This is a genomic window from Scytonema sp. PCC 10023 (genome assembly GCF_963920835.1).
In the GTDB taxonomy this organism is placed as follows: domain Bacteria; phylum Cyanobacteriota; class Cyanobacteriia; order Cyanobacteriales; family Nostocaceae; genus Kalymmatonema.
Genome location: NZ_CAWUDP010000094.1, coordinates 1 through 26,496 on the forward strand (window position 1 = coordinate 1; position 26,496 = coordinate 26,496).

Sequence of the window (26,496 nt, forward strand, 5' to 3'; positions counted from 1 at the left end):
AAACTACCACCAGAATTGTTGCCACAAGCGCTAGAAGCTGCATTGGCTATTAAGTCTGAATCTGAGCGAACAAGAGCCCTAAGTGCTTTAGCCGACAAACTACCACCAGAATTGTTGCCACAAGCGCTAGAAGCTGCATTGGCTATTAAGTCTGAATCTGAGCGAACAAGAGCCCTAACCGCTTTAGCTGACAAACTACCACCAGAATTGTTGCCACAAGCGCTAGAAGCTGCATTGGCTATTAAGTCTGAATCTGAGCGAACAAGAGCCCTAACTGCTTTAGTCAGTAAACTACCAGACTTGTTGCCAAAAGCGCTAGAAGCTGCATTGGCTATTGAGAATGAGTCAAATCGCGCTGATGCCCTAACCGCTTTAGCCAATAAACTACCACCAGAGTTGTTGCCACAAGCGCTAGAAGCTGCATTGGCTATTGAGGATGAGTCAAATCGCGCTGATGCCCTAATAGCTTTAGCCAATAAACTACCACCAGAGTTGTTGCCAGAAGCGCTAAAAGTTGCATCGGCTACTAAGTCTGAGTTTCATCGCGCAAGAGCCCTAAGCGCTTTAGCCGACAAATTACCAGAGGTTTTGCCACAAGCGCTAGAAGCCGCATTAGCTATTAAATTTGAGTTTCATCGCGCAAGAGCCCTAATAGCTTTAGCCGACAAATTACCAGAGGTTTTGCCACAAGCGCTAGAAGCTGCATTGGCTATTAAGTCTGAGTCAGCTCGCGCAAGAACCCTAACCGATTTAGCTTCCCCTCTAACAAGAATACCAATAACTGAGCTTTATACCCACTGGCACAATACACTTCACAAGCTATCTTTTCACACGCGTCCTAACCTTTTGCAAGATATAAAAGCACTAGTTCCGGTTATTTTGGCATTGGGAGGTCAGGAGGCAATAGCAGAAGTAAGTTGTGCTATTCAAAATGTGGCACGATGGTGGCAATAAAGGCTTTGTGCTTTGATTTCAACATGAATTGAGTAAAATTGCTTATATTATCAAAGCTCTTTTGAACTGAAATGTTCTCGTAAGCGGTTGGATCTGACTTGACCTGCCTGTTCATTAAAATGCGCTTGCTGACGGGTCAGCCCTCCCCCTCCGGGTATCTCCTCCGGAGAGGCTGCGCCAACGCCAGCCGCCTAGGCGTGGGAAACCTGCCTGCAGCGCGCTTACTCAGCGCAAGCGGGGAGGGGAGGTGAAGCGCAGCTTTACCGGGGTGGGGTTATTCGGGTAATGATAAGTATTTAACCGGACTTGATATAACAAGTACCGCTAACCGACCAAGCCATTCAAAGATGTGTCTGCAAATGTCCCTGTGCTTGTGCTAACTGCAAAAGTTCTTGTGTCGTGAGGCTACGTTTTTTCTCTACCGACTCTTTGCGTACCGCCTCCAACACAGACTGGGTTTGTTCTTTGTTAAGAATGATACCGTATTGCTGTAGTATGCTCGATAGCAATGCCCGACCAGAATGTTTACCCACAACCAAACGCCGTTCCCACCCTACCTCTTCGGGAGCAAATGGCTCGTAAGTACTGGGATTTTGCAGCACACCGTGGGCATGAATTCCGGATTCATGAGCGAAGGTATTTTCACCAACAATTGCCTTCCAAGGCGGTACATTGGCACCTGATGCCGCTGCGACAAGTCGGGAGACTTCCAACAAACCAGAAGTGTCAATACCCAAATCAATGCCATGAATGCATTTGAGAGCCATGACAACTTCTTCTAATGCTGCATTTCCGGCTCGTTCGCCTAACCCGTTTACCGTTGTATTTACTGATAACGCTCCCGCTTTGATACCAGCAAGGGCATTGGCAGTTGCTAAACCAAAATCATTGTGGGTGTGCATTTCCACAGGAATCGACAATCCCATCACCAATTGCTGAACTTTTGCGTGAGTCGTGAAAGGGTCAAGAATGCCTACGGTGTCACAAAAACGAAACCGCGATGCACCCCATTCTTGAGCAGAATGTGCTACATCTTGGAGGAAGTTTTCTTCAGCTCTTGTGGAATCTTCTCCGCCGACAGATACAAACAAACCTTGATCAACGGCGAAGCTAATACTATCTTTAAGTTTTTGCAAAATCACCTGCCATTCACCCTGAAATTTTGCGGTAATTTGGATTTGGGAGACAGGAATGGAAATATGCACTCGCTTCAAACCACAAGCAATAGAAGCCTGAATATCTGATATGACAGCGCGGTTCCACCCAAGCAGTTGCGCTTGCAAACCCAAGCCGGAAATGAGCGATATCGCTCGTTGTTCTTCCTCACCCATCGCCGGAATACCGACTTCTAACTCGTGAACGCCGATGCTGTCGAGAATAGCCGCGATCGCCACTTTCTCCTCTAAGTTAAAAGCAATACCAGCTGCTTGTTCACCATCGCGCAGTGTCGTGTCATTAATGAGAACCTCACTCATTGCCAAAATGCCTCTAACGAAAGGTGATGTATATCAAACCTCGTGCATCATGAACTGCTTACACCATTACCCATGAAAACTTATTAATTCCCCTCCTTGCTTGCGCTTAGGGGATGGGGGATAGGTTTTTTCAAGTCTGCTCGGTACAAATAAAGTTCACTCGTTAAGGCTGTCATTATTTTAGAGCAGGGATTTCAGGCGTTGTTACAAATCTTTATATAGCTCTATTCAAAATTTTTTTAAATGCGGCGTGAATTTGAGCGTGTTTCCGGAGGAGGAGCTAGCTCTAACGCGTAGCGTGCGCCTCTGGCGCGAGGACGATCCCACAATTAGCTTTAACTGCGACATTTTCCCTCAATTGTATCTTAATTCCAACGCCGAGCCATCTGGCTCGGCGTTGAAGTTTTTGCACATTTTTTTTTACCAAAAAGATGGGTTTAAAGCCCCGTCCTTCGTTTGACGGCTTTGGAGCGCGAATTATCTCAAGTACGGTACAATAATAAATGGCAATGCGGTAATACGCCTAGATAGCCAACGTTGGTAGCTCGCCCTTCGGGTTCAGCAGTCGCTCATGGGGGAAACCCCCAAGACCGCGCTGCTTCACCATCCACAATGCTCAGCGCTCGTGCGACATAGTGTGGGAATGAGAAATAAAAAGAATTGAATAAATCCTTTCAAACGCGGTCGGACAGTCCGTGTACGCTTGTGGACGTATCCAAACGGGGGCATCTGAATGCTTGCATTCAGATGCCTAGAGAGGAGGGATGAAGCAAGAATCCTCGTACCTTTAGGTCGAGGAGTGTCAAATAGCCTTTGGGAAGCCTCCAGCTGTACTGCTTAGCAATCAGGTGGCGTAGATCACACTGCTTTAGCTCAAGTCATCGCATAAGTAGGAAATACCTTTGCCTGCTTGGATTTAATATAAACACGCTGCTCTTCTCTAATGTTGAGCTTACTAAACTGCTCCCGGCTGAGGAAAGCAGTCACTGTTTCACCAGACTTAAGAACCAACTCAACCCGAATTTCCCAACCTAAGTTAATAATGCGATAGACTTTGGCAGGCGCAGTATCCTCAGCAGGACTGGTGTGAATCACAACGTCATGAGGGCGCAAAAATACCTGCTCGTTGGTGCGAACGGTTAAATCGCTGTCTGGCAGAATACCAGTATTACTAGGAAGAACATTCACAGGACCAATAAAGCTCATCACAAAAGGTGATGCTGGGTGGTCATAAATCTCAGCAGAGCTACCAATTTGCTCCACCCGACCATGATTCATCACCACAATTTGGTCTGCAACTTCCATTGCTTCTTCTTGGTCGTGGGTGACAAGTACAGTTGTTACATGAACCTCTTCATGCAGTTTTCGTAACCCCGCCCTTAATTCTTTACGGACTTTAGCATCTAACGCTCCAAACGGTTCATCCAACAGCAATATGCTCGGCTGAACCGCCAATGATCTTGCCAGCGCCACGCGTTGGCGTTGACCTCCAGAGAGTTGGGAAGGATAGCGATCGCCGAACCCCCGCAACTGCACTAACTCCAAAAGTTCCTCGACTCGCGCCTGAATCTTACTTTTGGGAACCTTGCGGATTTCCAATGGAAAGGCGATGTTTTGCCGCACCGTTAGGTGTTTAAATAAAGCGTAATGCTGAAACACAAAGCCTATGTGGCGGTCTTGCACAGACTTATAAGTCGCATTTTCACCAATCAGCCAGATTTCACCGGAATCAGGAGTTTCTAACCCCGCAATCATCCGTAACAAAGTTGATTTTCCTGAGCCAGAAGGTCCTAACAGCGCCACAAGAGACCCTGTTTTCACTTCTAAACTCACATTGTCAACAGCACGGAAAGAACCGTACTCTTTAGTTATATTCTCAACTACAATGCCCATAGTAATATCCTCCCGAAAATTGATATAGTTATAAACTACGGTTAGTCTGTCGAAAAAGTGGTATTTTGGACAACAATGACTATTTCATCTCGTTTTCCTCATCCATCTGGTCAAAACACTAAACATATCTTTAAGCCGCGCTCATTCTTGCCGCTTAAGGAAAATAGTCTGTGGAAAATTGAAACAGGAGTCGTGCGGATTGTCACTTGGCATGAAGACGGTACACTTGTCACTTTAGGAGTTTGGGGATCCGGAGATATTGTTGGTCAAGCATTTTCTAAGGTAGAACCATATCAGATTGAGTCTCTTACTAAAGTAGAGGCGACAATCTTGCCTTTAGAAGGGTGGTTTCCATTAACAGATGTTATGCTTGCCCACATTCAACAGGCGGAAGAACTGATGGTTATTCGTAGCTATAAAACGGTGGAAATCATGCTCATTAAACTTTTGGCTTGGTTAGGCAAAAAATTTGGTCGAGAAGTAGAAACTGGACATCTGATTGATTTGCGCCTCACTCATCAAGACATTGCTGATATGCTCAATTCAACTCGCGTGACAATCACTCGTATCCTCACTCAATTAGAGGAACAGGGGTTGATTTGTCGTCTCCCCCTGCATCGGATTGTCTTGAAACAAGAAGAACTTTGGCATTATGAAATTTAGTTTCAGACGTATCAGCAATACCAGCTATCTCCATCAGCGTTTGGCTTACCTACAATTTTTAGATTTAAAGATTCCAGGTAAGCCAAAGCGTGCCTAATTTGTGGCACAGTTCCACGAATTTCCAAATCAAAGCGTCCTTCTCCATTGGTATGTTTTCCCAGCATTGCCCCCGTAATATTAACGACTAAACCGTGAATGGCAATCAGCCGAGAAATCACAGGTTCCTGCTGGTAACGCGGGGGAATATGTAGGCGTAGGCGCATTTTTGTGGTATTGCTGCTTTTAAAAGCTGGTGCAACCATAGAAATTAAGAATAAAGAATGAAGAATGAAAGAAGGAGGAAAAATTCATTATAGATAAAAACTTCATACTTCATGCTTGACCTAAGAACTCAGAACTCAGAACTCAGTAGTCAGAATGATATAAGGATACTAACACCATTATTCACTTATGGAATAAAGAAGAAAAAGATTTGTTATACCAGACACGTAGTGCGATAAAACAAGGCGTTCTTATCAAATAAGAGCGCATTTATTTATGAGAATATCCAAGCTGCTTTCTGTGTTCTGTGTTCTTCTTAAATTTCACCAACTCGCTGTATCGATGTCATGCCAAATTTCCAAATCTAAGTCATTGATGTAAGTCAGCGCACTCTCAATTTGTGCAGAAGTTCCCTGTAAATCCAGGTCAAACCAACCATCTCCAATACCATTGGCTCCCAATATAGCAGCAGTGATATTCACAGTGAGACCGTAGTTTGACACCAGGCGAGAAATCACAGGTTCCTGATGATAGTCTTTTGGAATTCTCAACCGAATTCGTTTGTGGGTGAGTTGATTGTCTGAAATCATAGCTGATACTGCTTTACTAGCCATCTTTTAATGTTTCGCTTTGATGCCTGCTTTGCGTTCCAAAAACTCTTTGACTACCAAAGTCACAACTGCTAGCAGCGTTAACAGAACAGCAACTGAGAAGGCTGCTTCAGTTTCGTACTGTTTGTAAGCGTCTTCCACGTATAATGGTAAACTTTGAGTTTTCCGGGCAATGTTTCCAGAGACGACTGCGATCGCACCAAATTCACCCATGGATCTGGCATTGGTCAAAATCACCCCGTAGAGTAGCCCCCAACGAATATTCGGTAGAGTTACGCGCCAAAATATCTGCCAATCTTTCGCACCTAGTGTTCTGGCTGCTTCTTCTTGGTCGCTCCCTAACTCCTCAAGAATGGGGATCACTTCGCGGGCGACAAACGGCAAACTCACAAATGCCGTAGCCAGCACCATACCTGGAAAAGCAAAGATGACCTTAATATCGAGTGCCTGTAACCAAGGACCAAACCACCCATTTCGCCCGTAGAGGAGCACAATCATCAACCCCGCAACCACAGGCGAGATTGAAAACGGCAGGTCAATAATACTTAGAAGAAGAGTGCGACCTGGGAAGCTATTGCGGGCGATCGCCATTGCTGCACATAAACCAAACACCGTATTTATTGGTACAGTAATAATAGCTAGTATCAGTGTTAACCACGCTGCATGGGTAAATTCTGGGCGCGTCAGATTCGACAAAAACACACCAATGCCTTTGTGAAAAGCTTGAACAAAGACATTGAGCGCAGGAAGGTACAGCACTAAAGTTAAATACAACACTGCTATTCCAATGAGAATAGCAGGAGCCAAACTCTTAGGCTTAATTTGCCTTTGATTGCTTGGCTGTGATGTCGCTGTATGAAAGTGTGGTTGTGGGAAACCATCATTATTTGACGTCATATCTTCTTCCCCAAGCTTGTAACATATTGATTCCCAGCAATATCAACAGAGAAATTATCAGTAGCACCATGCCAATGACAGTGGCACCGGAATAGTCATACTGTTCCAATCTTTGGAAAATGAGTACAGGTGCGATCAAATCTTTGAAAGGAGTATTGGAAGCGATAATTACAGTCGAACCATACTCCCCAACGGCACGTGCAAAACCTAAGGCAACACCAGTCAAAATAGAAGGTAATAAGGGTGGCAAAATCACTTTGGTGAAGGTTTGCCATTCAGACGCACCTAAGCTCCAAGCTGCTTCTTCTATTTCCTTTTCCATTTCCATAAGGACTGGTTGCACCGTCCGCACCACAAAAGGTAACGAGATGAATATCATTGCTACCCCTACACCCAAGCGGGTAAAAGATACCTTAATCCCAAACGGTGCCACTACTGAGCCAATCCAACCATTATCGCTGTAGACTGTTGCTAAGGTTAGCCCTGCCACTGCAGTTGGTAAGGAAAATGGGAGGTCCACGGTGGCATCAAGCACCCGTTTGAAGGGAAATTGATAGCGGACGAGAACCCAAGCAATCAGAGTTCCAAATAAACCATTAATCAGGGCGGCTGCTATCGCTGTAACAAAAGTCACTTCGTATGTTGCTAATGCGAGTGGATTAGTCGCAATTTCCCAAAACCGAGCAGGAGGTTCACTAGTTGCCTTCAGCAACATAGCAAGTATTGGGATGAACAACATCACGGTCAGGTATGCGAACGTAATCCGCCATGTCCAAGGAATATTAGACAAATCACGCAGGTACTTTTTCCAACCCTGAGGTTTTTGACGAATAAGTTTTTGCTGAGGTGATGGAGGTGAAGATATAGCCATAAGTGGTAAGGAAGTGAGGAAAGTTGGGGAGATGGGGAGCAGTTGCTAATGACTAATGACCAATGATTAACAACTTATGACCAAGAAAGAACGATAGGTACAGAATCATTCGTCAGAATATTAAACACGCTTTTTGGGTATGAATTAAGAGTTCTGTTCAGCCGTATTGGTCTGAAGCCCCCGTCAATATCCTTTGGAGATTAACAAACTTTTTCCGCACTTATTTCCCCCGGATTCTCCTTGTGGGGATATTCTGATTACTGTGTTCTGTGTTCTGCGTTCTTCTTAAGATTTATTTTTTTGCTTGAATTTGGTCAAAAACTGCACCATCTGCAAAAAATTTCTTTTGGACAGCATCCCATCCGCCGTAGTCACCAACTGTCCCCAAGTTTTTAACTTTGGGATATTTGTCTGCGAGTTGTTTCGTCTGTGCTGTTTCCTCTACAGGTCGAAATCCGACTTTGGCAAACTCCTGTTGTGCTTCCGGTGTATACAGGTACTTAACAAAAGCTTCCGCGACTTCACGGACACCGTGTTTATCGACGTTCTTGTCTACAATTGCAATTGGATTGTCGATGGAGATGTTCACATCAGGAATGACGTAATCTGCTTTCTCTCCCTTTTGTTGCGCCAGAATAATTTCGTTTTCATAGTTGATCAAAGCATCTCCTTGACTCCGTTTAGCAAAAATATCAGTTGCTTCACGAGCATCTTTTGTCAAGATAGGGACATTTTTGTAAACTTTTGTCACAAACTCCAGCGCTTTTTCCTCTGTTCCACCAGTTTTGATCACTGAATTCCAAAGCGTTAAGAAATTCCAGCGAGCAATACCAGAAGTTTTGGGGTCAGCGGTAATCAGTTTTACATCATCTTTTGCCAAATCTGCCCAAGTTTTGATGCCTTTTGGATTGCCTGGGCGAGTGACTAATGCGGCAACAGATTTAGAGACAATGCCATTGTTGGGAAATTCCTTCTCCCATCCTGGCGAAATTAATCCAGCCTTCTCAATTTTTTGGGTATCTAAGGCAAGTGCTAAATGAACAATATCTGCTTCCAAACCATCAATCACAGCACGAGTTTGAGAACCAGACCCTCCGTAGCTTTGCTCAAAGGAGACATTCTGGTTATGTTCTTTCTTCCATTGTTCGACAAATTTTGGAATAATAGCATCGTGAGCTGCTTTAGTGACAGCAAACGAAACAAGAGTGACTTTCACATCCTGCTTATTGGCAGACACAGGACTTGCGTTGGAACCACCTGCATCAGTGCTACTCGAAGAATTACTCGCACCGTTACTACAAGCAGCGATCGCTACACTCAAGCTAACTCCTACCAAAAAGAGTGATAGAAAGCCTTTTATAGAATTAAGCCTAAATTTATGAGTGATTTTTAAGAATGTTTGCCGTGACTGTTTCAAAAGATGGTGCCAAAAACCCATGTTATTTTCCCCTGACATCTTAAGCCATACCCCAGTAATCTTACGGTATATCTGTGAACTCACCGGAATTTATAGTTTATTGTAAAAGATAGTACTTATAAGCAGCTAAAAAAGCAAGAGAAAATCTTCACTTTCTTGATGGGAAAAGTGAAGATTATTATAATACTTCAATTGTAAGAACGAATTATTCAAACTTTTGGGGCAAGCCGTCTTGAAACACGAGCAGTTCTCCGGGTAGGATTTGCGTCCAAACCTCGTTGTCAGTCAGGGGAGTGGTGGCGATGACAGCAACGCGATCGCTCGGAGTCGTCAATTCACTAAAATCAACAGTTACGTCTTCGTCAATTAAATGGGCAGCCGCAAAAGGCGCTTGACGTACAATGTAGCTGAGTTTTGTTGAGCAGTGAGCAAAAAAATGTTCACCATCCGAAAGCAAGTAGTTAAAAATACCCTTTTCGGCTAAAAATTGAGTGACATCCCTGAGGACTGAGTAAAGGTCTTTCAAAGGAGGTTTACTGTGAGGGAAGCATTTTCTGAGATGATCCAGTATCAGACAAAAAGCTTTTTCACTATCTGTCTTACCCACAGGTTGATAAAAGTTCAGATCCTGAGGATGAAAATCTGGCAAATCTCCGTTGTGCGCAAAAACCCAGTACCTTCCCCACAACTCACGACGGAAGGGATGGCAGTTTTCTAAAATCACTTCACCCTGAGTTGCTTTGCGGATATGGGCAATCACATGAGTAGAGTGGATGGGATAATGTCGCACCAACTCAGCTACGGGAGAAAAGACGGAGGGCTTATCATCTAACAAAATTCGACATCCTTTCCTTTCAAAGAAAGCAATACCCCAACCATCGCTATGGTCGTCAGTTTTTCCTCCTCGCGCCGAAAAGCCCTCAAAAGAAAAGCAAATATCAGTGGGCACATTGCAATTCATTCCCAGCAGTTGGCACATAGCTTTTTACCTAAAAAGTGCAATACTTGATTAAGTTATACTTTTGGCATGAGTTACAGTTATCCAATAGCTGTCATTTTCAACTTATCAATCAGCTTTTAGTACGGTTATAGTACGACGATTTATACCCCAAAAGAGCGACAACGTAAGGCTTATGAAGATACTGTAGTCATTGAAAGACTAAAGGATGGGAAGCTAAGACTACAGTTAATAGAGAACTTTTTATTATTTAATTATTTAATTTGCTAGTGATGAATGGAAGTTTATAAACAAGAATATCTCTAGTGCTAAGGAGATTATGAAGGACATCCTTATCTTTTGATTCCCCCAACATTTTCTCACTGTATTTACTGACTCTATCGACAAGCAGCGATATGACAGCGCTTTTCAAGTAAATAAACCACGGAGTAGGGGTTGTTCTAGCCTTTGCCCCTACGAAAATCTGTGGTTCAATTAACTGAAAATAGCAAATAGCTGTAAGCTGTGCAAGGTAGTTATCTAGCTTATATCTTGCACCTGGAAATATGAATGTCAAAACCGTGACTGCGTGCAAAAGGAGCCAAACGTTCGATATCAAGTAAAAGTAGAGACACAAGTATTTGTGGGAAGATAAATTCAAGTGCAGTTTGAGCCGCGTCTCCCCAGTCGGGCAAATCAGGATCGGAAGATGATAAGTGAGCCCAATGTGCCAGGATGTAGGCAATCAACGATAGTACTAACCAGCGGTACACCCCAAGTAAAGTCAGTAGACCGAAAAGTTTGGCGCTCAGCTAAAAATAGTAGCCTATGATACACTTTTTTGAGAATTCAAAAAAGTTGATCGTTTTTGATGAGTCATAAAGGAAACTTATGAATCAGCCCTCAGAATCAACCCCAGCTAGTCCTACGTCAAACACACTTCATTGACTACTCACTCCATAGTTACGGTCTATAGTTTGACGTAAAAATTCCAGCATTTGTTTGAGAGTAAATAGATAAGAGAAAGCTTGTTTACTACTTCTTCTTAAAGTACCAAGATAATGCCATAATAGATAAATCGAAATATTAATAATTAAAAATGCCAAACCTACAAATAAAAACCTAATTATAGGATTTTTAATAGTTGTTTTAATGCGGCATTGATTCTTCATCCGATAACTGCTTTCAATTCCGAGACGATGTGCAATCACACTCCGCCTTGGGGTTATCACATCCCACCACTTGAAGTCAATTTGTTGGAGAGAGTTTACATCGGAGCTTCCAAAACATTCGGCTACTGCTGTGGGGGTCTAACAACCAGTATTGGCGACAAGACTCATTTTTACTCCACCTTGAGGAGCCAATAAAAAACCTCGACGTGCTGGAGTAACAGGCTTTTTTTCCTCTAATTTCAATTGATAATTTAAAAGAATCGTCGCCAGAATTAATTTCATTTCAAATAGAGCAAATACTTGACCTAGACATTGACGAGAACCTCCTCCAAAAGGCCAAAATTCATAAGATGAATATTTACGATTAATAAATCTTTCCGGTTGAAATTTTTCTGGTTGGGGATATAAATCTTCTCGGCGATGAGTTAGGTAAATACAAGGTAGCACATATGTCCCAGAAGTAACGTGATATCCTCTTAAATTAACAGAGCGTATAGTAATTCTAGGAAAAGTGAAAAGAATTACAGGATAAATCCGCAAAGTTTCTTGACAAATTGCTGTCAGATAAGGAAGTTGAGCAATTTTGATCGGGTCGGAAGTATTTAAACTTTGTAACTCATACAACACTTTCTCGTAGACTTCTGGTTGTTGATGAATCCAATACAAAGCCCAAGCGATGGCAGTAGCAATAGTTTCGTGACCAGCATTGAGTAAAGTTAAGAGGTTATCTCTTACTTCGACATCACTCATAGCCTCCCCATTTTCATCTTCTGCTTCTATTAGCAAACTCAGAATATCGAAACGCAAGGGTTGTACTTGTTGGCGACGCTCCAATATTTCCGCCATCAGCTCTTCATCAATCTGTTGTCGTAAACGGAGAAATATTCCCCAAGGACTCCAAGCACCTAAATCTTTCTGTAAATATGGAAGTAATAAAACGCTGGCGTGAAGTGGTGAACTAGTCAAATCTAGCCAAGTTGTTATTAAATTTTTTAGTTTTTCAAATCTTAATCCGTCATTAATACCAAACACTACTTTTAAGATAACCGTCATAGTAATATCTTCACTTAGATGACGAGCAATAAAGGTTTCACCTAGTTTTAGGCATCGTATAGCTTGTCGGGTAATATCACAAATCTGTTGCCCATGATTGAGCATCTGTTCCCCATGAAAGGGAGGCATGATTAGCTTTCGCAGTTTTTGATGGTGTTCTCCATTTTGTACAATTAATGAGTTTTCTCCCAGTAGAGGTTTGAAGATTTCATTAGCTGTACCTGGAGCATCAAGAAATTTATTTGTCGGATTAAATAACTCTTGAAGATCCTGGGGATGACTAACAACTAAAGTTTCTAAGTTGGCAAAGAAACTAGTAAAAAAAAGCTCTCCATAGTTTTTGGCAGAACGCTCTAAAAACTCTAATGGTTTGATGATAGATTCGATTTGTTGGATAATTTTAGGAGTTTTAAGTGTTTCAATTTGTTTAATTGTCATACTTCTAGCTACTTAATATTTATCAAACAAAAAAATATGTATTTCATCGAGTAAGCGTTCCTTCTGGAGCACGTCCTTATTAAGTTCCTCAATTTATAACTTTAAAAACCCAAAAATCATCCCAAAAAGTAACACACAGCTAATCCAGACATTTTGAGCGAACATTTGATTGTAGGCAATATTTGGAAGTTGTGAGTCAAGCAGTCGTATAAACTGCCAAATCCATGCAATAGTTGCAATTAGCAAGCTAATCCAGAAACTCAGTTGCAATTGCATATAGAAGCCTAACCAACCCAAGAGTAAGGCAGCACCTGCATAGCAAATCACAACAGCAACAGGAGCATACTTACCAAAAAACAGAGCACTGGATTTAACGCCAATCCGTCGGTCATCCTCGCGGTCAGACATGGCGTAAATGGTGTCGAATCCCACAGCCCAGAGCGCAGTTGAGCCACACAGCAACCAAGTAGTAAACTCTATTTGCTCATTCACCGCAGTCGAGCTAGTCAAAACGACAAGACCCCAAATTATTGCCAGCAATAGCTGAGGAAGTGGAAATATCCGTTTAGACAATGGGTATAAAATAATTACCGGAAGTGTTGCAACCCATAACCAGAAAGAGAGTGGTTTAAGAGCAAGAGCAAGCATTGCATTGAAGCCTAGAGAGATGAGGGCAACCGTGATCCCAACAGAAACTGAAAGAGCACCAGAAGCTAAGGGGCGCTCACGTGTTCTTTCCACTTGTGCATCAATATCTCGATCACACAAGTCGTTGATCACGCAAGTTGTGGCACTGGTAGCTAAAGCAAAAAAAATGATGAGGTTGACAAGTGATATTGGCGGCATTCCCTTTGCTGGTAAAACAATACCCCAAAGGGCTGGAATTATGAGAATTAACCGTCCAGCGGGCTTTTCCCATCTTAGAAGTCGGACAATTTTATGCCAAAAAGGCTCTCTTGCTTGAGATTTTGATTGAGTAAGCATAAGTTTCCTCCCACTGAATTTTTAATTACTAATGCCAAGTTCATCATGATGGCGCGTACACATGAACCGGAATCGAGCTAATTCTATTTGACGGAATCATACCAATTCTCTAAAATCTGGCAACAGATGAAAACTTGAAAACCCAGATGAAACCTGAATTTCTTAATTACGAATTACGAATTAGTATTAATTATCCTGTCTGAGAATGGTAAACAGTTTCTCTTTCGGATTCCAAAGGTTAATCCACTATGATCCGCTTTCACTTGTTCACTAGAGAACTGATTTTCTCTTGACAATCCAATAGCTCTGTAAAGCATCAAAAAACGGCATACTTATTTTCGCGCCCAGATTTGTGTCACACGAGGGATACCAAAGAGTGTTATCTCGTCCTCTGCCAACGCTCTTATTTGCTCTATAGTTTGCTTAATTTCTTCTGGTGTTGTTATTCCAGTTTCAATTAAAGCATCAGTTGCCTCTAAGAGTGACAAATCTATAAAACGCTTAGTTTCTTTGTAAAGTGCGACAGGCTGCACCAAAAAAATTTCTTGCGTAAGCAAACCAGTATTTTGAAATATTTGGTAGAGCTTGCTTCCCATGCAAAAGTGCTGGTTACGAGCATTACCCAGTTTAAGGAAAAGCTCAATACAACGGTCGTAGCTAGAGTTAGGAGGTTGACAAAAACCAGTGCTAAAATCGGCTTCCTCACACACTAACAACCCGTTCGGCTTGAGTAGTGCCAGCATTTGTTCCAGTGCATCTTCAGGGTGAGTTAGATGGGTTAGCAAAAAGCGGCAGTAAACTATGTCAAAGGAGTTATGAGGTAATCCCGTATTGTAAGCACTGCCCAAGACAAATTTTACATTGCTTAAGCCAAGCGCGTCTGCATTTCGTCGTGCCTGTTCTACCTGCTCTGTACTCACATCTACACCAATAACTGAACCGTTGAATCCAACTTGCTCCCCTAACCAAGTGGAAACACTTCCAATACCGCAACCAATGTCAGCTATATGCATTCCTTCAGTGAGTCCAACTCGCCTAAGTAAAAACTCTGTATATGGCTTATGGACTTGGTGAAGAATTTGCAATCGATTTGCGCCTAGTTCTCCAGTGGCTAGTGTATAACGGTCATCATGTATCATTTTTTCTTAATCCTAGAACTGCTTGATCTAAGTAATTATCCATAGATATATACGTATAATTAGAGTGTTTATAAGCCTTATAATTCGTAATTAGGAAGTTTAATCACAAATTACAAGGCTTACAATTACGAGTTGTATTGATAACGACCTTTCAGTGTCAGCTAGTCAACGGATTTGACTTTGTAAGCAAAAATTATTTTGATAACCGTTAAATAACTTACAAGAATATGATGAATATCTAACAATTGTCAACTGAATTTACTTTTGGTTACAAAGTCCCGAATCATTGGTAACAAGTTAAAAACAGGGATATTTTGTCAATACGTCTAAATGTAGAAATATTTTGTAAAAGAATGATAATCAAAGAAATCTTGCGACCTAATCCCAATCTTGTTTTTAATCCATCCATAGACTTGTTCCGCATGATACTTGCAGCCACCTCTGACTCTTCCATCCCATTTAGAGTTAGAACCAATTTCGTTAGTAAACACCAGAAGATCATTCTTCCCCATGCTGTCTCTAAAGTTTTTGAGTACTTTACTTCTATTTTAATGATTGCCCATTGTCACACCTAAGTGTAAAAATATTTTTGCTGTGTCGTCAGTTTCAAGGTTAGCCTGATTTTTTAACAACTTTTTTGGAAAACAACTATTTTCTATGTCAATTGTGTCACTTATAAACTCAATTAGTGGAAACCACGTCCTGAAATTATTTTTAGATAAATTAAGTAATTATTCGCTAATATCTAACGCAATATATTTATTAATTCTACCCAATTTACTAAGTCTACCTATAAATTCTTTGACGGAATATGAATTTCCTGAGCCTACATCTATAATATTGACTTTATCGCCACTTTGATGATTGCCATTAATGTATTCAAAATTCTTCTTTAAAAGGTCTATTTCAACATTTGATGTCCGATACCATCTAGGAATAATATATTTTCGATAAAAATTATCCCAAATTTTTGCGCCTCTACCTTTGTAAGAATACTTTAGAGGTATTTCTCGTCTGACTTCTAATGCATGAATTATCCCTAAAACTTCTTCTTCAGAAAAAATAGAGTAGAACTCAGAACTTGGCTTTGCTATGCGATCGATAGGAGTTGGGATCTCAGAGGGAAGTTGTGAATTGCTATTAAAATTTTTAGCCATCGTTCTTGTTATAACGGTTTTCTTAGGTATTTAACGGTTAGAAAACAAATGGATTGACCACAATGCTTGCCAAAAAAGTATTTTCCCATGCCCCTGTCCTAAAACTACTCCTGTCACGCCTTAAGATTACCTATTAACGTAGACGCGCAGCGCGCTTTCTCACCGCAACGCACTGCCTCCTCAAGTCGGGAAATCCGCCCCCACTGCTGGCTTACCCACACCTAGTCTTAACTTGTTCATTTCCAGAGTATTGAGTAGCACAGACACTTGATTTTTGAATCGGTATATGGAATTGTATTAAATCAATATAGTTTCATTTGCCTACCAAAAAACCGTATTTTAATTGTGAGGAGTCCGAAATCATGCATCTGTTTAACGCTTTGAAATCTTTGTTGAAACCGTCGCAAAAGTCTTCAAAGCGCACCCGCGCCCTGTTCATTGCTGCTGGTTTGAGCGTCAGTGCAATCGCCCCCGTCTATGCAGGAATTAGCTTGCAAAACCGGGCTTCTAGCAGCAAACCTGAACTCATCACTCAGAACCAAAAACCAGTTGAATTAACTCTGGTTTCCTACGCTGTGACCAAAGAGGCTTACTCAAGAATCATTCCTCTGTTTGTAAAAAAATGGAAGCAAGAGCGTAAGCAGGACGTCAGTATTCGGGAAAGTTACGGCGGTTCTGGTTCCCAAGCACGAGCAGTCATTGATGGTTTAGAAGCAGATGTGGTAGCGCTAGCCCTAGGACTGGATATAAACCAAATCCAAAAGGCAGGGTTAATCGGTCCCGGCTGGGAAAAAGAGGCTCCTAACAATGCGATCGTCACTAAGTCAGTGGTTGCGCTGGTGACTCGTGCAGGCAATCCTAAACAAATTAAAAGCTGGGAGGACTTGGTTAAACCAGGAGTCACCGTCATCACTGCCAATCCCAAGACTTCTGGAGGTGCCCGTTGGAACTTTTTGGGGCTGTGGGGTGCAGTGAGTCAATCAGGAGGGAATGAGACAAAAGCCCTCGATTATGTCTCTAAGGTTTACAAAAATGTCCCTGTGCTGCCAAAGGATGCGCGGGAAGCTAGTGATACTTTCTACAAGCGAAATCAGGGGGACGTGTTGTTGAACTATGAGAATGAGGAGATCCTAGCTAAACAGAAAGGTGAATCTAACAATCCCGCAGTGATTCCGCAAGTCAACATTTCGATTGACGCCCCGGTTGCTGTGGTGGATAAAGTGGTGGATAAACGCGGTACTCGGCAAGTAGCGGAAGCTTTTGTGAAATTCCTATACACACCAGAGGCACAGCGGGAATTCGCCAAAGTCGGGTTTCGCCCTGTTGATTCTACAGTAGCTAGCGAAACACAGAAGCAGTACCCCAAGATTGGCAAACTCTACACAGTTACAAACTTTGGTGGCTGGGACGCAGTTCAGAAGAAGTTCTTTGCAGATGGGGCTGTTTTTGACCAGATTCAGGGAGGAAGACGCTGACGTACTCCCACACCGTAATCAAAGATTACGGTGTGGGCTCAAGAGCGACTCCCGGTATCCCGTCGGACTGTCTTCTGAGCTTTGTTTTAAATCCACGGGACGCCCCTCCGCAGATTTGAACAATACAAAATGTTCAATCCTTTGTACTGTCAGAGTTTTACCTACCCACAGATGCACTTACAAGAAGTCTAGTTACTGGGTAGAACCCCATACTCTGAGTTATCAAGGTACAACGCACAGGAAGCGATTAGCTTATTGATTAACCTGTACTTTTCTACGTTACCATAATGGGTACACAATAGTTACCCATTATGAAAAATTCAAGATTAAGTTTAAGGATGTCTTCTCGTAGATTAAATAAATTACGCCAATATGCAGCAATTAAAGATAAGACGGTTACTCAAATTGTTGAAGACTGGGTTGATCGGTTGCCCAACACGGAGAATGACAATCAGGGCGCTATCCCCACTTCCTCATCAACCGATGGTTGATATTTGTCGGGGGACGCACCCTGATTGTCCAGCTATTCATGAGCCAGCCCTGTGCCTCCTGCGGAGGAGCTTCGCTAACGCGTAGCGTGTCCGTGCCTCCTCCGGAGGAGCTTACGCTAACGCCCTTGGCGTGCCGCAGGCATAGGACATAGGAGGGAAACCCTCCGCAGCTTTACTGGCGTCCCCACGCTCCCCTTGCGGGTGAGACGTGAGGCTTCTAGCCGTTCAAGCTAAAAAAAGGATGTAAGGTGGGAGACTTCTTTCATCTCCACACCCTACCCCTATTGGGATGCAGTGCCTTGCGCCCCTACATCGCGTGAAACTGAACTAATCAATCGGTGCGTTGGGAACTTGTGCGTCAATCTGGGCTTGGGACAAATTCGGCAGTGCTGGGTTCAACTCACCTGCGAGGAAAACACCAGCAGGAGGAGCATTCAATTCAATTTCGCCAGTTAATGGATTGGTTCTAGCTACTAACTGAGTTCCATCTACTATCTTGACAAATAGAGGCTGTCCTTCTTGGTCTTGATTTTCTCCAGATGGAACGCTGATACCAGCTACGTTCACACCACTTGGCAGGTAAATACCATCACAGTCCCATTCATCATCTGTCTTTTTACCATTTCCGAGGTAAAAGAGGGTGTTGACAGAACTGTATTTGCTGGGTTTGTGAGCGTAAACAGCTAGTGTTCTGCCAGTTTCATTGCGACACACGCCCCAGTCTTCTGTGGTTTCCATGACATATTTCTGGAACTGCAAATCAGAAATTTTCTGCTGAAGTTCCTCTGCGGTGTTGTATCCAACTGCTGACGGGTTACTCCTTGACTGTGAGAGTTGGCTGAGTTGTTGAGTGATTTGAGCATACTCAGGGCTCTTTTCCGCGATGGGGTCTGCAAAGGAAGGTTGAGCAATGACTAGGTTGACTAGTAGGAAAAGAAACACCAAAATTGCCTTAAAGATTCTCATGATTGTTCTCCTTTTCTGTTTTATGAGATTGAATCTTTTCCATTACAGGATTATGTTAATTCGGTGGAAAAGTTTTTTAATAAGCCAAGAGGTATACTTTACTATATCTAACTACTTTCCATTCAATCAAATATTCTTTTTTATCAAAATAATAAGAGTAGTTTTTGTGTATGAATCTGAAAACTCTAACTGCATATACGAATCCTATCTAAAATGAACCACCTACGCTCAATCTGATGCTGCAGGCTAGATACAAACAGCGCTAAGAAAGAAAGGGGTAACAGTATGATAAATTTTGTTCTGAATAAATTAGGATTGCTGTTGAGCTAAGTCAAGCGATCGCCAATTCATAAATTTTATTGATTTTCAAGTTAGCAATTCTTCCTTAAAGAGGATGACTGACTAAATTTTGGAATTTTGTTTCATGCTCTACAGTGGACAATCTATATATCTCAATTATTGACTAAGCTGAGGGAACGTGTTCGCGCAATCTGCTAAAACTCATCCAACCAAGAAACACAACTGCAACTGACAATACTGCTAGCGCCAAGCTGTCCAAGGCAATATACACACCTAAACCAATCAAGAGGAATGAGACTAGCGAGTTGCCGTAGCGATCAATAATCAGGACGATTGGCTTTGCCACTGCGCTTTGGGCGATCGCCTTTTGGTGAGTTAATAGATGGGCTATGTAGCACCAGACTCCAACTAGCACAAAAAATACACTCAGAATCACTAGCAGACTTGTTAATTGAGTGTTGGCAAACAACGGCATATAGATTCCAATATTGTCACCACCGTTAGCAAAGGTAATGGCTGCCACGCTATACGTTTGAGGAGACAACAAACTACGGATAGGAAAGGAAACAGAAGACCGCATTGCTGGCTGTTCATCTGAATTATCCTCTTCTAGATTTACCAGACGATTCAAACCAATGGCAATGGGTATGAAGCCAGAAACATCCATCCAAACACTTGGCAGCATGAAGTTCCCGAAAAATCCTAGTAGACTAATAGCAACTAACACTGTAAAGCCGAGATACTGCCCTGCTACAATGTGGCGACTACGAAGCGAGGTATTCACTTGGGCAAATAGCAGGGTTAGGATGACAATATCATCAATGTTGGTAGCTACAAAGGCGGCAACACCTGCGGGGATGGCAGTTAGTAATGTACTCATTTGGTGTTCCTAAAGAGATTTGCCTTTGAAAATGTTAGGTGTTGCACTTATTCTGGTTTGCGAACCACTTTAACGACTACATTATGGGTATCCATAACTGGTTTGAGATAGATAATATTGTTCTTTTGAACTTCGATTGCAGTCGTACTATCGAACGCTTTGCTCTGGACTTGCTCTTTTGAGGCTGAACCTACATTCACTCTCACTTCTTTAGGACGTTGCTGTTGCTGTTCCCGCAGTTGCGATAACTCCAAACGATGTTGTTCTTGCAGAGCATCTATTTTGTCGTGCAAAAGTTCAATACCGTATGCTGCTTTGCGGTTTATTGCATGATCAATTTCCGCATTTTTGCGGTCTTCCTCGGACTGACGGTTTTGGCTCATCAGCACGACTGGCGCAGTGTAAGCAGAGGCAAAGGAGAAGACGAGGTTAAGCAAGATGAATGGCTGTTCGTCCCAATGCGGTACTCCAGGCATCATGTTCAAAGTAACCCATGCTCCTAGGATACCTGTCTGGACTGTGAGGAAGCTCCAAGAACCGACTTTGGCTGCCATAGCGTCAGCAAGACGCTGACCAAAAGTTGATTCAGATGAGGCTTGTGGTTGCTCTGTCTGAGGTAGTTCTACAATAGTTTTTGTGGTGTTAGTGGTAGGGGTTTTTTGAGTTTTCATGTTGCATCTCCTGTTAACTGTTGTTTAATTCGATACCTACTGAAATTGAGTTGTTGACTTGTTTGTTGTCGTGTTGTACAAGCCATCAACTCCTGATCTAATTTTCACTTTAGGTAACCTTACAGACAGAAGCAAATGTTATTTATTCTTAAAACAATAAATAGAAGTGATGAAGGACTTTGGTGGTTGTAGTTTCAAGAGCGCGATCGCCCTTTGGAAAAAACTTTGCGATTTACTAAATAGTAGGAGCTTTTGTATAAATCGAGCGTTAAATATGGTGTTGATATGTTATAAGTTTATATTTGAAGTACAGCATTTAACAGCTTGTTAGCCAGTGGCACGAACTCTTGCTTTACACCGGGCTGTAGTAACCTTTTCTAAGCAAAGAGATACAGTATGAAAAGAGCTATCAGAAAACAGCTTACAGCAGGATTTGGGATGGTGTTAACAGTTGTAGTTGTTAATGCTGTAATTTCGTATCAAAACACGCTCAAGGTGATTGAGAATGAGTCTTGGGTAGCACACACTCATCAAGTTCTTACTGAACTTGAAAATACACTCTCGACGCTCAAGGATGCCGAGACAGGGCAACGTGGCTACGTGCTCACAGGAGACAAACATTATCTGGAACCATATTTCGCTGCACTCTCTCAAATTCATGGAAATATTAAGAATATCAGACAATTAACTGCAGATAACTCAAGCCAGCAACGTCGGATTCTTTTTCTTGAGCGTAAGGTAGCCGATAAACTTAACGAGCTCCAAAAGACAATTGCCCTAAGGCAGGAGAAGGGAATTGAACGCGCGCAGCAGGTAGTTCTGTCTGGAAGGGGAAAGAAGCTCATGGATGATATCCGACGGCTAATTACCCAGATGGAGAAAGCAGAGAAGGAATTATTGCAGCAGCGTAGCGAGGAGTCGAAAGCAAGCTTCCAAAAGATGACTGCTACATTCTTCTTAGCAACCTTCTTGAATTTGACGCTCCTGATTTTGCTGTACTACTTTATCAGCCGTAACATTACACAACACCAACGAGCACAAGAGGCACTACAGCAAAGCGAGAATCATTTGCGTACCATCATCAACGCCGAACCAGAGTGTGTAAAGTTAATTGAAGCTGACGGCTCCATACTTGAGATCAATCCTGCTGGGCTGGTCATGATTGAAGTAGAAAGCGCTGATTCCATAATTGGCAAGTCGATATACTCCTTCATGGCGAGTAAGTACATAAAGGCGTTTCAGGCTTTCCATGAAAGTGTTTGCCAAGGGAACAAGGGCACTCTTGAGTTCGAGATGATTGGATGCAGAGGCAACCACCGATGGATAGAAACTCATTCTGTCCCATTACGTAATCAGCAAGATGGAAAATTATTACATTTGGCAATTGGTCGCGATATCACCGAGCGCAAACGAGCAGAGAAAATACAGCAAAAGACGCAGGAACGATTGCAAATTCTTTCGCAAAAGTTGATAGAGGCGCAGGAGGCTGAGCGGCGTTATATTGCCCGTGAATTACACGATGAAATTGGTCAGGCTTTGACGGCAGTTAAAATCAATTTGCAAGGCGTACAGCATTTGTCAAGTAAAAGCGAGATTGCATTACTGCTACAAGACAGCACAAGTATTGTTGAAGTTGCTCTGCAGCAGGTACGCAGCCTCTCGCTCGATTTGCGACCCTCATTACTTGATGATCTAGGACTGGTGGCAGCGCTACGGTGGTATGTAGATCGTCAGAGTCAACGTGGAGGAATTATCGGAGAATTTGTTGCTTCTCCTCTAGAGAGAAAACTTTTGCCGAACCTAGAAACCACATGCTTTCGTATTGTCCAAGAAGCATTGACCAACGTGGTGCGACACGCGCAAGCACAACGAGTCACCGTTGAATTATGGCAGCAGGAAGCCCAACTGCACCTAGTCATTTATGATGATGGTATTGGGTTTAATGTGGAGGCGGCGCGGGAACGAGCTACTCATGGTGGGAGTTTAGGTTTGCTGGGAATGGAAGAGCGTGCTTTGCTGGTAGGTGGTCAATTCAACATTGAATCCGTGCATCAGTGTGGGACTAAGATTCATGTGTGTTTCCCGCTACAATAGGCTAGGTCAATAACTCCGCCCTAAAAGGGACGGAGCTTGTAAGCGACAAGGCTTACGTGTTTGACTAGCCCAGTTGAGCCTAATTCTGGTACGAACTACCGGATGCTTCCCCAGTCCGGTTTATCTTCAAACCGTCTTGTTAACGGTGTTGGGTCAAGCCAAGACATCCTGGATTAGGTGGGCGAGGGGACTATTAACTTTACTCGTAAGGATTATCTCCATGCAACGAGTTCCAGTATTGTCGCCATCAGGTAAGCCATTGATGCCAACAAAGCCCAGTAGAGCGCGTCGTTGGCTCAAGCAAGGAAAGGCAAAAGTTGTCTATAACGACCTTGGGATCTTCCAAATTCAATTGGTCAAGTGTCCTAGAACGACAGATACCCAAGCGATTGCGGTCGGTATCGACCCAGGTAAACTCTATAGCGGTGTTGGTGTTCAGTCTGCCAGGTTTACTCTGTGGCTAGCTCATCTTCAGTTAGCGTTTGAAACAGTCAAAAAACGGATGGAGCAACGCGCTATGATGCGGCGCAGTCGCAGGGGACGGAGGATTAACCGTAAGGTTGTATTCAATAAACGCGCTCACAGACAAGCAAGATTTGACAACCGCCGTCAATGCAAGATCCCGCCTAGTATTCGTGCCAATCGTGAGCTAGAGTTACGAGTTCTTGACGAACTGTCTCTAATTTACCCGATTACTACCATCGTGTACGAAATTATCAAGGCGCATGGTGACAAGGCGTTTAGTCCTGTCATGGTTGGGCAGAAGTGGCAGCTAAAAAACTTTGCCGATTACGCCGAAGTGCAGCAGATCGAGGGTTGGCAGACCGCACAAATCCGACAGCAACTAGGTTTGCACAAGCAAAAGCACTCTAAAGGGGACGCAATACCCGCGACTCACGCGGTAGACGGCGTAGCTTTAGCTTGTGCCGCATTCATTCAATATGGCATCACTTCGACTCATTCAATGGGTTGGAAGGGTAGCGTGACGGTACAACCCGCGCCCTTTGCTGTGATTCGTCGTCCGACCGTCTCACGGCGTCAACTTCATCTGATGGTTTTTGCTAAGGGTGGGGTTAGGCGCAAGTATGGTGGCACTGTTACCCGCCACGGGTTCAGGAAGGGTGATGTAGTTAAATCTCCCAACGGTATCGGCTATGTCAGTGGTGATACCGAAAAACAAATATCTGTCAGCGATGCTAACTGGAAACGGTTAGGACAGATAGCATCTAGCAAAATCCAATTGATTCGCCGTTCAAACGGGTTAATTGTAACTTACTAGATTTGTAAAGCCGTCCTCCGCTTCGCGCTCAGGACGGGGTTTCAGACCCAAATTTTCGATGAAACAGATTCGTGTTTTACTGGCAGACAACCATACTTTAGTGCGCGCAGGATTGCGTGCATTGCTGCAAAATATTGAGGGAATAGAAGTGGTTGCAGAAGCAGGAGATGGTCATGAAGCACTGCACTTGATAGAAGTCCATCAGCCGGATGTGGTATTGATGGATATTGCGATGCCCAAGATGAATGGCTTAGAAGCAACCTCCCGTGTGGTCAAGGAGTGTCCCAACGTGCGGGTGATGATTCTCTCTATGTACGCGAATGAAGAATACGTGTTGCAGTCATTGCGTAGAGGGGCAATGGGTTATGTGCTTAAGGACGCTGCTATTAGTGAACTAGAACTGGCACTCAGGGCGATTTCTCAAGGTGAAACCTATCTCAGCCCAGAGGTTTCAAAGCATGTGATTGGAGATTACTTGCGGCGGGTAGGTGATGAGTCTAGTTGTGTTGAACAATTGACATCGCGCCAGCGAGAAATTTTGCAATTGATTGCGGAAGGGCGGACAACAAAAGAGATTGCTGAGGTATTGTATATCAGTGTTAAAACAGTCGAAACCCACCGTATGCAACTGATGAAACGGCTGGGCATTCATGATGTTGCAGGTCTAGTACGTTACGCCCTTCGTATAGGATTGGTGCTGCCTGATACTTAAATAATACTAGTACAACGCGGCGTAAATAGGGCAACCCTTCGGGTTCACCAGTCGCCTAGGTCGGGAAACCCCAACGGGAGAGCCAGTTGCCTAGGTCGGGAAACCCTCCTGCAGCACTGGTCTCACCTCCTGCAGCGCTGGTTCACCATTTAAAATCCCTAAAAACCTCATTCCATAATACTTTTGACTTGTTACCTTCACTTTTGACTTCCGCCTTGCGGTACTAGTCCTGAGTTGAACAGTGCGAACCTTGAGCGAGACTCAGGACTTTTCTCCTCACAACTCAGGGTTTTCCTGATTGGGTTCTCAACTGATTTAGCGTAATTTAGGTATTAGATTGAGTGCAGAAAGTACAGACTTTCCTCAAAGTCAAGCAGAAGGCATAACTGCCTTGAGTTGCAAGTTTTGCATTCAAGCAATTTACACTCTGACAGTGGTTTCCCGGTTGGAAACACACTAATAAACTGATGCCATCTCTGCGCATTCTTCTTGTAGACGACAGCGCCTTGCTTTTCTCAAATCCGCAACCCGTTTTTTAGCAATTGATAAGCGGCTGGAGGTTGTCGGGTCTGTTGTGCCCGCAACAGAAGCGCTGGAGCTGGTTCCTCTATTGTGCCCTGATTTGGTACTAATCGATTTAGCCATGCCTGAAATGATCAGAGCTAGCTTTTGAAATATGCAGAATAGGGTTTTTACCTGAAAATTTCTGTTGAAATTTTCCATTCTAGGATAACCATAGCTTTACTAATGAAAAAATGATTACATTAGAAAATTTTCAACCTTGGCTTGATATTGACGCAATTAATGATGTAATGAAAGCAGCTTGCGTAGAGGCGGCGAAAACACCAAGAGCACTTTATCTTTTTATGCAAAGATATGTCTGCTATGGTAGAACCTTCAGTTCATCGGTACCAACCCTAGCCGGAACAATCAGTTCCAGTCATCTTTTGCAAGATCCAACCTGTTCAGTTCCAATGCACGCCGGACGTTCAATGGATGTTGCGGCAAAAGTACTTGCAGCATCTATCGAAGAATTCACAGATCCAAGAACTGGCGTTTCTCATGGCACGCTATCTTATGCTTTGCTAGACAAATTAGCTGAATATGCAAATTTATCTCAAGCAGAAATCAATACAATTTATCAGTCAGAAACTTGGCTTTCAGACATCATCTCCTATGTCAAAACAGCTTACAAAGCTGAATCTGATAGCCTTGAAAGTCTTGTCAGCGCCATTGGATTTCATGTTGCTACAGAAACTGTAGGAGATAACGAGTTTGGAATTATTAATAATGTACTTTTTTCTCAACATCGGAATAACAGTTTTGGTCGTTTTATCCGAAATAGTAAAGTCAGTTTTCAACAAGGAACAGTTAGCCCTTGGTATTGGATTGTGATTCATGGAACTTCTGATACTAAGGGAGTTGAAGTAAAACACTCTGCCGAAGCTTTTGCTGCTCTTAATTATGTTGTGCGCTATTCCAACGTATCAGAACAGCAAATCATAGAATGGGCAGGACAAGGTTTTGCGGAATTTGCTTATATCCAGACCAAATTTTTTCAACAAGTTCAGCAAGAACTACGCAGTTTAGAAACAGCTTTAGCAGTTTAGTTGTAATAGTTGAAAATCTCGAAATAGCTCAAGTCATTAGAGTTGACATATAACTACTTCTAATACTTGCTTTCAAACTCTGTTCTGAAACAGATT

24 protein-coding genes and 1 pseudogene are annotated in these 26,496 nt (G+C 42.9%); 9 read left to right on the forward strand and 16 right to left on the reverse strand.

The features are described from left to right. Positions 1 to 954, forward strand: a pseudogene (locus ACM0OZ_RS37625) (hypothetical protein); the annotation flags it as partial. Between the two features lie 341 nt (positions 955 to 1,295). On the opposite strand, the gene nifV reads toward ACM0OZ_RS37625, so the two are convergent. Continuing rightward, positions 1,296 to 2,429, reverse strand: coding sequence for a homocitrate synthase (nifV, locus tag ACM0OZ_RS37630; protein WP_414587947.1), 1,134 nt, complete (start codon positions 2,427 to 2,429; stop codon positions 1,296 to 1,298). 873 nt (positions 2,430 to 3,302) lie between these two features. Then, positions 3,303 to 4,322, reverse strand: a complete 1,020-nt coding sequence (locus tag ACM0OZ_RS37635) for a sulfate/molybdate ABC transporter ATP-binding protein (RefSeq protein WP_414587948.1) — start codon at positions 4,320 to 4,322, stop codon at positions 3,303 to 3,305. 75 nt (positions 4,323 to 4,397) lie between these two features. Here ACM0OZ_RS37635 and ACM0OZ_RS37640 point away from each other — a divergent pair, with 75 nt between their 5' ends. Beyond that, positions 4,398 to 4,985, forward strand: a complete 588-nt coding sequence (locus ACM0OZ_RS37640; RefSeq protein WP_414587949.1) for a Crp/Fnr family transcriptional regulator — start codon at positions 4,398 to 4,400, stop codon at positions 4,983 to 4,985. 11 nt (positions 4,986 to 4,996) lie between these two features. On the opposite strand, the gene ACM0OZ_RS37645 is transcribed toward ACM0OZ_RS37640, so the two are convergent. The 6 genes from ACM0OZ_RS37645 to ACM0OZ_RS37670 all read right to left on the reverse strand — a co-directional run bounded on the left by ACM0OZ_RS37645 (position 4,997) and on the right by ACM0OZ_RS37670 (position 10,021). After that, the gene (locus tag ACM0OZ_RS37645) at positions 4,997 to 5,287 is read right to left on the reverse strand and encodes an NIL domain-containing protein (RefSeq protein ID WP_414587950.1); all 291 of its coding nucleotides are present in this window, start codon (positions 5,285 to 5,287) and stop codon (positions 4,997 to 4,999) included. A 282-nt stretch (positions 5,288 to 5,569) separates the two neighbouring features. Next, positions 5,570 to 5,836 carry an NIL domain-containing protein gene (locus tag ACM0OZ_RS37650; RefSeq protein WP_414587979.1) on the reverse strand — a complete coding sequence of 89 codons (267 nt, stop codon included), beginning with the start codon at positions 5,834 to 5,836 and terminating at the stop codon, positions 5,570 to 5,572. A 27-nt stretch (positions 5,837 to 5,863) separates the two neighbouring features. Then, positions 5,864 to 6,754 (reverse strand): sulfate ABC transporter permease subunit CysW, encoded by an 891-nt coding sequence (cysW, locus tag ACM0OZ_RS37655; RefSeq protein ID WP_414587951.1) that lies wholly within the window; start codon positions 6,752 to 6,754, stop codon positions 5,864 to 5,866. Then, positions 6,741 to 7,625: a sulfate ABC transporter permease subunit CysT gene (gene cysT, locus ACM0OZ_RS37660; protein ID WP_414587952.1), complete on the reverse strand. Its 885-nt coding sequence runs from the start codon at positions 7,623 to 7,625 to the stop codon at positions 6,741 to 6,743. The genes cysW and cysT overlap by 14 nt, the downstream gene beginning before the upstream one ends. 292 nt (positions 7,626 to 7,917) lie before the next feature. Then, positions 7,918 to 9,063 carry a sulfate ABC transporter substrate-binding protein gene (locus ACM0OZ_RS37665; RefSeq protein ID WP_414587980.1) on the reverse strand — a complete coding sequence of 382 codons (1,146 nt, stop codon included), beginning with the start codon at positions 9,061 to 9,063 and terminating at the stop codon, positions 7,918 to 7,920. Between the two features lie 184 nt (positions 9,064 to 9,247). Further along, positions 9,248 to 10,021, reverse strand: coding sequence for a class II glutamine amidotransferase (locus tag ACM0OZ_RS37670; protein WP_414587953.1), 774 nt, complete (start codon positions 10,019 to 10,021; stop codon positions 9,248 to 9,250). Positions 10,022 to 11,178: 1,157 nt separating this feature from the next. Here ACM0OZ_RS37670 and ACM0OZ_RS37675 point away from each other — a divergent pair. Then, entirely contained in the window at positions 11,179 to 11,346 is a 168-nt protein-coding gene (locus ACM0OZ_RS37675) for a DUF1392 family protein (RefSeq protein WP_414587954.1), read from the forward strand. Here the strand turns inward: ACM0OZ_RS37675 and ACM0OZ_RS37680 are convergent. From ACM0OZ_RS37680 to ACM0OZ_RS37700, 5 genes are all read right to left on the reverse strand, one after another. Then, positions 11,290 to 12,642, reverse strand: a complete 1,353-nt coding sequence (locus ACM0OZ_RS37680) for a cytochrome P450 (RefSeq protein WP_414587955.1) — start codon at positions 12,640 to 12,642, stop codon at positions 11,290 to 11,292. The two genes, ACM0OZ_RS37675 and ACM0OZ_RS37680, sit on opposite strands and share 57 nt — an antisense overlap. 93 nt (positions 12,643 to 12,735) lie before the next feature. Next, positions 12,736 to 13,626 (reverse strand): 4-hydroxybenzoate solanesyltransferase, encoded by an 891-nt coding sequence (locus ACM0OZ_RS37685; RefSeq protein ID WP_414587956.1) that lies wholly within the window; start codon positions 13,624 to 13,626, stop codon positions 12,736 to 12,738. Between the two features lie 332 nt (positions 13,627 to 13,958). After that, a complete protein-coding gene (locus tag ACM0OZ_RS37690; protein WP_414587957.1) occupies positions 13,959 to 14,765 on the reverse strand; it encodes a class I SAM-dependent methyltransferase in 807 nt (268 codons plus the stop codon). A gap of 326 nt (positions 14,766 to 15,091) precedes the next feature. After that, complete coding sequence (locus tag ACM0OZ_RS37695) at positions 15,092 to 15,277, reverse strand: hypothetical protein (protein ID WP_414587958.1); 186 nt, start codon at positions 15,275 to 15,277, stop codon at positions 15,092 to 15,094. A gap of 219 nt (positions 15,278 to 15,496) precedes the next feature. Further along, on the reverse strand, positions 15,497 to 15,922 hold the full coding sequence (locus tag ACM0OZ_RS37700) for an L-histidine N(alpha)-methyltransferase (RefSeq protein WP_414587959.1): 426 nt from the start codon (positions 15,920 to 15,922) through the stop codon (positions 15,497 to 15,499). Positions 15,923 to 16,284: 362 nt separating this feature from the next. Between ACM0OZ_RS37700 and ACM0OZ_RS37705 the strand changes: the two genes are divergently transcribed. Both ACM0OZ_RS37705 and ACM0OZ_RS37710 read left to right on the forward strand, forming a co-directional pair. After that, entirely contained in the window at positions 16,285 to 17,397 is a 1,113-nt protein-coding gene (locus ACM0OZ_RS37705; protein WP_414587960.1) for a sulfate ABC transporter substrate-binding protein, read from the forward strand. Between the two features lie 311 nt (positions 17,398 to 17,708). Then, on the forward strand, positions 17,709 to 17,888 hold the full coding sequence (locus ACM0OZ_RS37710; RefSeq protein ID WP_414587961.1) for a hypothetical protein: 180 nt from the start codon (positions 17,709 to 17,711) through the stop codon (positions 17,886 to 17,888). A 327-nt stretch (positions 17,889 to 18,215) separates the two neighbouring features. Here ACM0OZ_RS37710 and ACM0OZ_RS37715 read toward each other — a convergent pair whose 3' ends face one another. From ACM0OZ_RS37715 to ACM0OZ_RS37725, 3 genes are all read right to left on the reverse strand, one after another. After that, complete coding sequence (locus ACM0OZ_RS37715) at positions 18,216 to 18,854, reverse strand: hypothetical protein (RefSeq protein ID WP_073633457.1); 639 nt, start codon at positions 18,852 to 18,854, stop codon at positions 18,216 to 18,218. A 463-nt stretch (positions 18,855 to 19,317) separates the two neighbouring features. Beyond that, positions 19,318 to 20,034, reverse strand: coding sequence for a cadmium resistance transporter (locus ACM0OZ_RS37720; RefSeq protein WP_414587962.1), 717 nt, complete (start codon positions 20,032 to 20,034; stop codon positions 19,318 to 19,320). A 47-nt stretch (positions 20,035 to 20,081) separates the two neighbouring features. Then, positions 20,082 to 20,705, reverse strand: a complete 624-nt coding sequence (locus ACM0OZ_RS37725) for a DUF1003 domain-containing protein (RefSeq protein ID WP_414587963.1) — start codon at positions 20,703 to 20,705, stop codon at positions 20,082 to 20,084. 396 nt (positions 20,706 to 21,101) lie between these two features. Between ACM0OZ_RS37725 and ACM0OZ_RS37730 the strand changes: the two genes are divergently transcribed. The 4 genes from ACM0OZ_RS37730 to ACM0OZ_RS37745 all read left to right on the forward strand — a co-directional run bounded on the left by ACM0OZ_RS37730 (position 21,102) and on the right by ACM0OZ_RS37745 (position 26,400). Further along, positions 21,102 to 22,799 (forward strand): CHASE3 domain-containing protein, encoded by a 1,698-nt coding sequence (locus tag ACM0OZ_RS37730; protein ID WP_414587964.1) that lies wholly within the window; start codon positions 21,102 to 21,104, stop codon positions 22,797 to 22,799. A gap of 220 nt (positions 22,800 to 23,019) precedes the next feature. After that, the gene (locus ACM0OZ_RS37735) at positions 23,020 to 24,078 is read left to right on the forward strand and encodes an RRXRR domain-containing protein (RefSeq protein WP_414587965.1); all 1,059 of its coding nucleotides are present in this window, start codon (positions 23,020 to 23,022) and stop codon (positions 24,076 to 24,078) included. Between the two features lie 58 nt (positions 24,079 to 24,136). Then, complete coding sequence (locus tag ACM0OZ_RS37740) at positions 24,137 to 24,790, forward strand: response regulator (RefSeq protein WP_414587966.1); 654 nt, start codon at positions 24,137 to 24,139, stop codon at positions 24,788 to 24,790. Positions 24,791 to 25,545: 755 nt separating this feature from the next. Then, positions 25,546 to 26,400: a hypothetical protein gene (locus ACM0OZ_RS37745; protein WP_414587967.1), complete on the forward strand. Its 855-nt coding sequence runs from the start codon at positions 25,546 to 25,548 to the stop codon at positions 26,398 to 26,400. Positions 26,401 to 26,496: the final 96 nt, after the last annotated feature.

What these genes read in the sequence shown, in the direction of transcription:
- nifV (WP_414587947.1), bottom strand. Translation starts at nt 2,429, where the DNA reads ATGAGTGAGGTTCTCATTAATGACACGACACTGCGCGATGGTGAACAA.
- ACM0OZ_RS37635 (WP_414587948.1), bottom strand. Translation starts at nt 4,322, where the DNA reads ATGGGCATTGTAGTTGAGAATATAACTAAAGAGTACGGTTCTTTCCGT.
- ACM0OZ_RS37640 (WP_414587949.1), top strand. Translation starts at nt 4,398, where the DNA reads ATGACTATTTCATCTCGTTTTCCTCATCCATCTGGTCAAAACACTAAA.
- ACM0OZ_RS37645 (WP_414587950.1), bottom strand. Translation starts at nt 5,287, where the DNA reads ATGGTTGCACCAGCTTTTAAAAGCAGCAATACCACAAAAATGCGCCTA.
- ACM0OZ_RS37650 (WP_414587979.1), bottom strand. Translation starts at nt 5,836, where the DNA reads ATGATTTCAGACAATCAACTCACCCACAAACGAATTCGGTTGAGAATT.
- cysW (WP_414587951.1), bottom strand. Translation starts at nt 6,754, where the DNA reads ATGACGTCAAATAATGATGGTTTCCCACAACCACACTTTCATACAGCG.
- cysT (WP_414587952.1), bottom strand. Translation starts at nt 7,625, where the DNA reads ATGGCTATATCTTCACCTCCATCACCTCAGCAAAAACTTATTCGTCAA.
- ACM0OZ_RS37665 (WP_414587980.1), bottom strand. Translation starts at nt 9,063, where the DNA reads ATGGGTTTTTGGCACCATCTTTTGAAACAGTCACGGCAAACATTCTTA.
- ACM0OZ_RS37670 (WP_414587953.1), bottom strand. Translation starts at nt 10,021, where the DNA reads ATGTGCCAACTGCTGGGAATGAATTGCAATGTGCCCACTGATATTTGC.
- ACM0OZ_RS37675 (WP_414587954.1), top strand. Translation starts at nt 11,179, where the DNA reads ATGTGCAATCACACTCCGCCTTGGGGTTATCACATCCCACCACTTGAA.
- ACM0OZ_RS37680 (WP_414587955.1), bottom strand. Translation starts at nt 12,642, where the DNA reads ATGACAATTAAACAAATTGAAACACTTAAAACTCCTAAAATTATCCAA.
- ACM0OZ_RS37685 (WP_414587956.1), bottom strand. Translation starts at nt 13,626, where the DNA reads ATGCTTACTCAATCAAAATCTCAAGCAAGAGAGCCTTTTTGGCATAAA.
- ACM0OZ_RS37690 (WP_414587957.1), bottom strand. Translation starts at nt 14,765, where the DNA reads ATGATACATGATGACCGTTATACACTAGCCACTGGAGAACTAGGCGCA.
- ACM0OZ_RS37695 (WP_414587958.1), bottom strand. Translation starts at nt 15,277, where the DNA reads ATGGGGAAGAATGATCTTCTGGTGTTTACTAACGAAATTGGTTCTAAC.
- ACM0OZ_RS37700 (WP_414587959.1), bottom strand. Translation starts at nt 15,922, where the DNA reads ATGGCTAAAAATTTTAATAGCAATTCACAACTTCCCTCTGAGATCCCA.
- ACM0OZ_RS37705 (WP_414587960.1), top strand. Translation starts at nt 16,285, where the DNA reads ATGCATCTGTTTAACGCTTTGAAATCTTTGTTGAAACCGTCGCAAAAG.
- ACM0OZ_RS37710 (WP_414587961.1), top strand. Translation starts at nt 17,709, where the DNA reads ATGAAAAATTCAAGATTAAGTTTAAGGATGTCTTCTCGTAGATTAAAT.
- ACM0OZ_RS37715 (WP_073633457.1), bottom strand. Translation starts at nt 18,854, where the DNA reads ATGAGAATCTTTAAGGCAATTTTGGTGTTTCTTTTCCTACTAGTCAAC.
- ACM0OZ_RS37720 (WP_414587962.1), bottom strand. Translation starts at nt 20,034, where the DNA reads ATGAGTACATTACTAACTGCCATCCCCGCAGGTGTTGCCGCCTTTGTA.
- ACM0OZ_RS37725 (WP_414587963.1), bottom strand. Translation starts at nt 20,705, where the DNA reads ATGAAAACTCAAAAAACCCCTACCACTAACACCACAAAAACTATTGTA.
- ACM0OZ_RS37730 (WP_414587964.1), top strand. Translation starts at nt 21,102, where the DNA reads ATGAAAAGAGCTATCAGAAAACAGCTTACAGCAGGATTTGGGATGGTG.
- ACM0OZ_RS37735 (WP_414587965.1), top strand. Translation starts at nt 23,020, where the DNA reads ATGCAACGAGTTCCAGTATTGTCGCCATCAGGTAAGCCATTGATGCCA.
- ACM0OZ_RS37740 (WP_414587966.1), top strand. Translation starts at nt 24,137, where the DNA reads ATGAAACAGATTCGTGTTTTACTGGCAGACAACCATACTTTAGTGCGC.
- ACM0OZ_RS37745 (WP_414587967.1), top strand. Translation starts at nt 25,546, where the DNA reads ATGATTACATTAGAAAATTTTCAACCTTGGCTTGATATTGACGCAATT.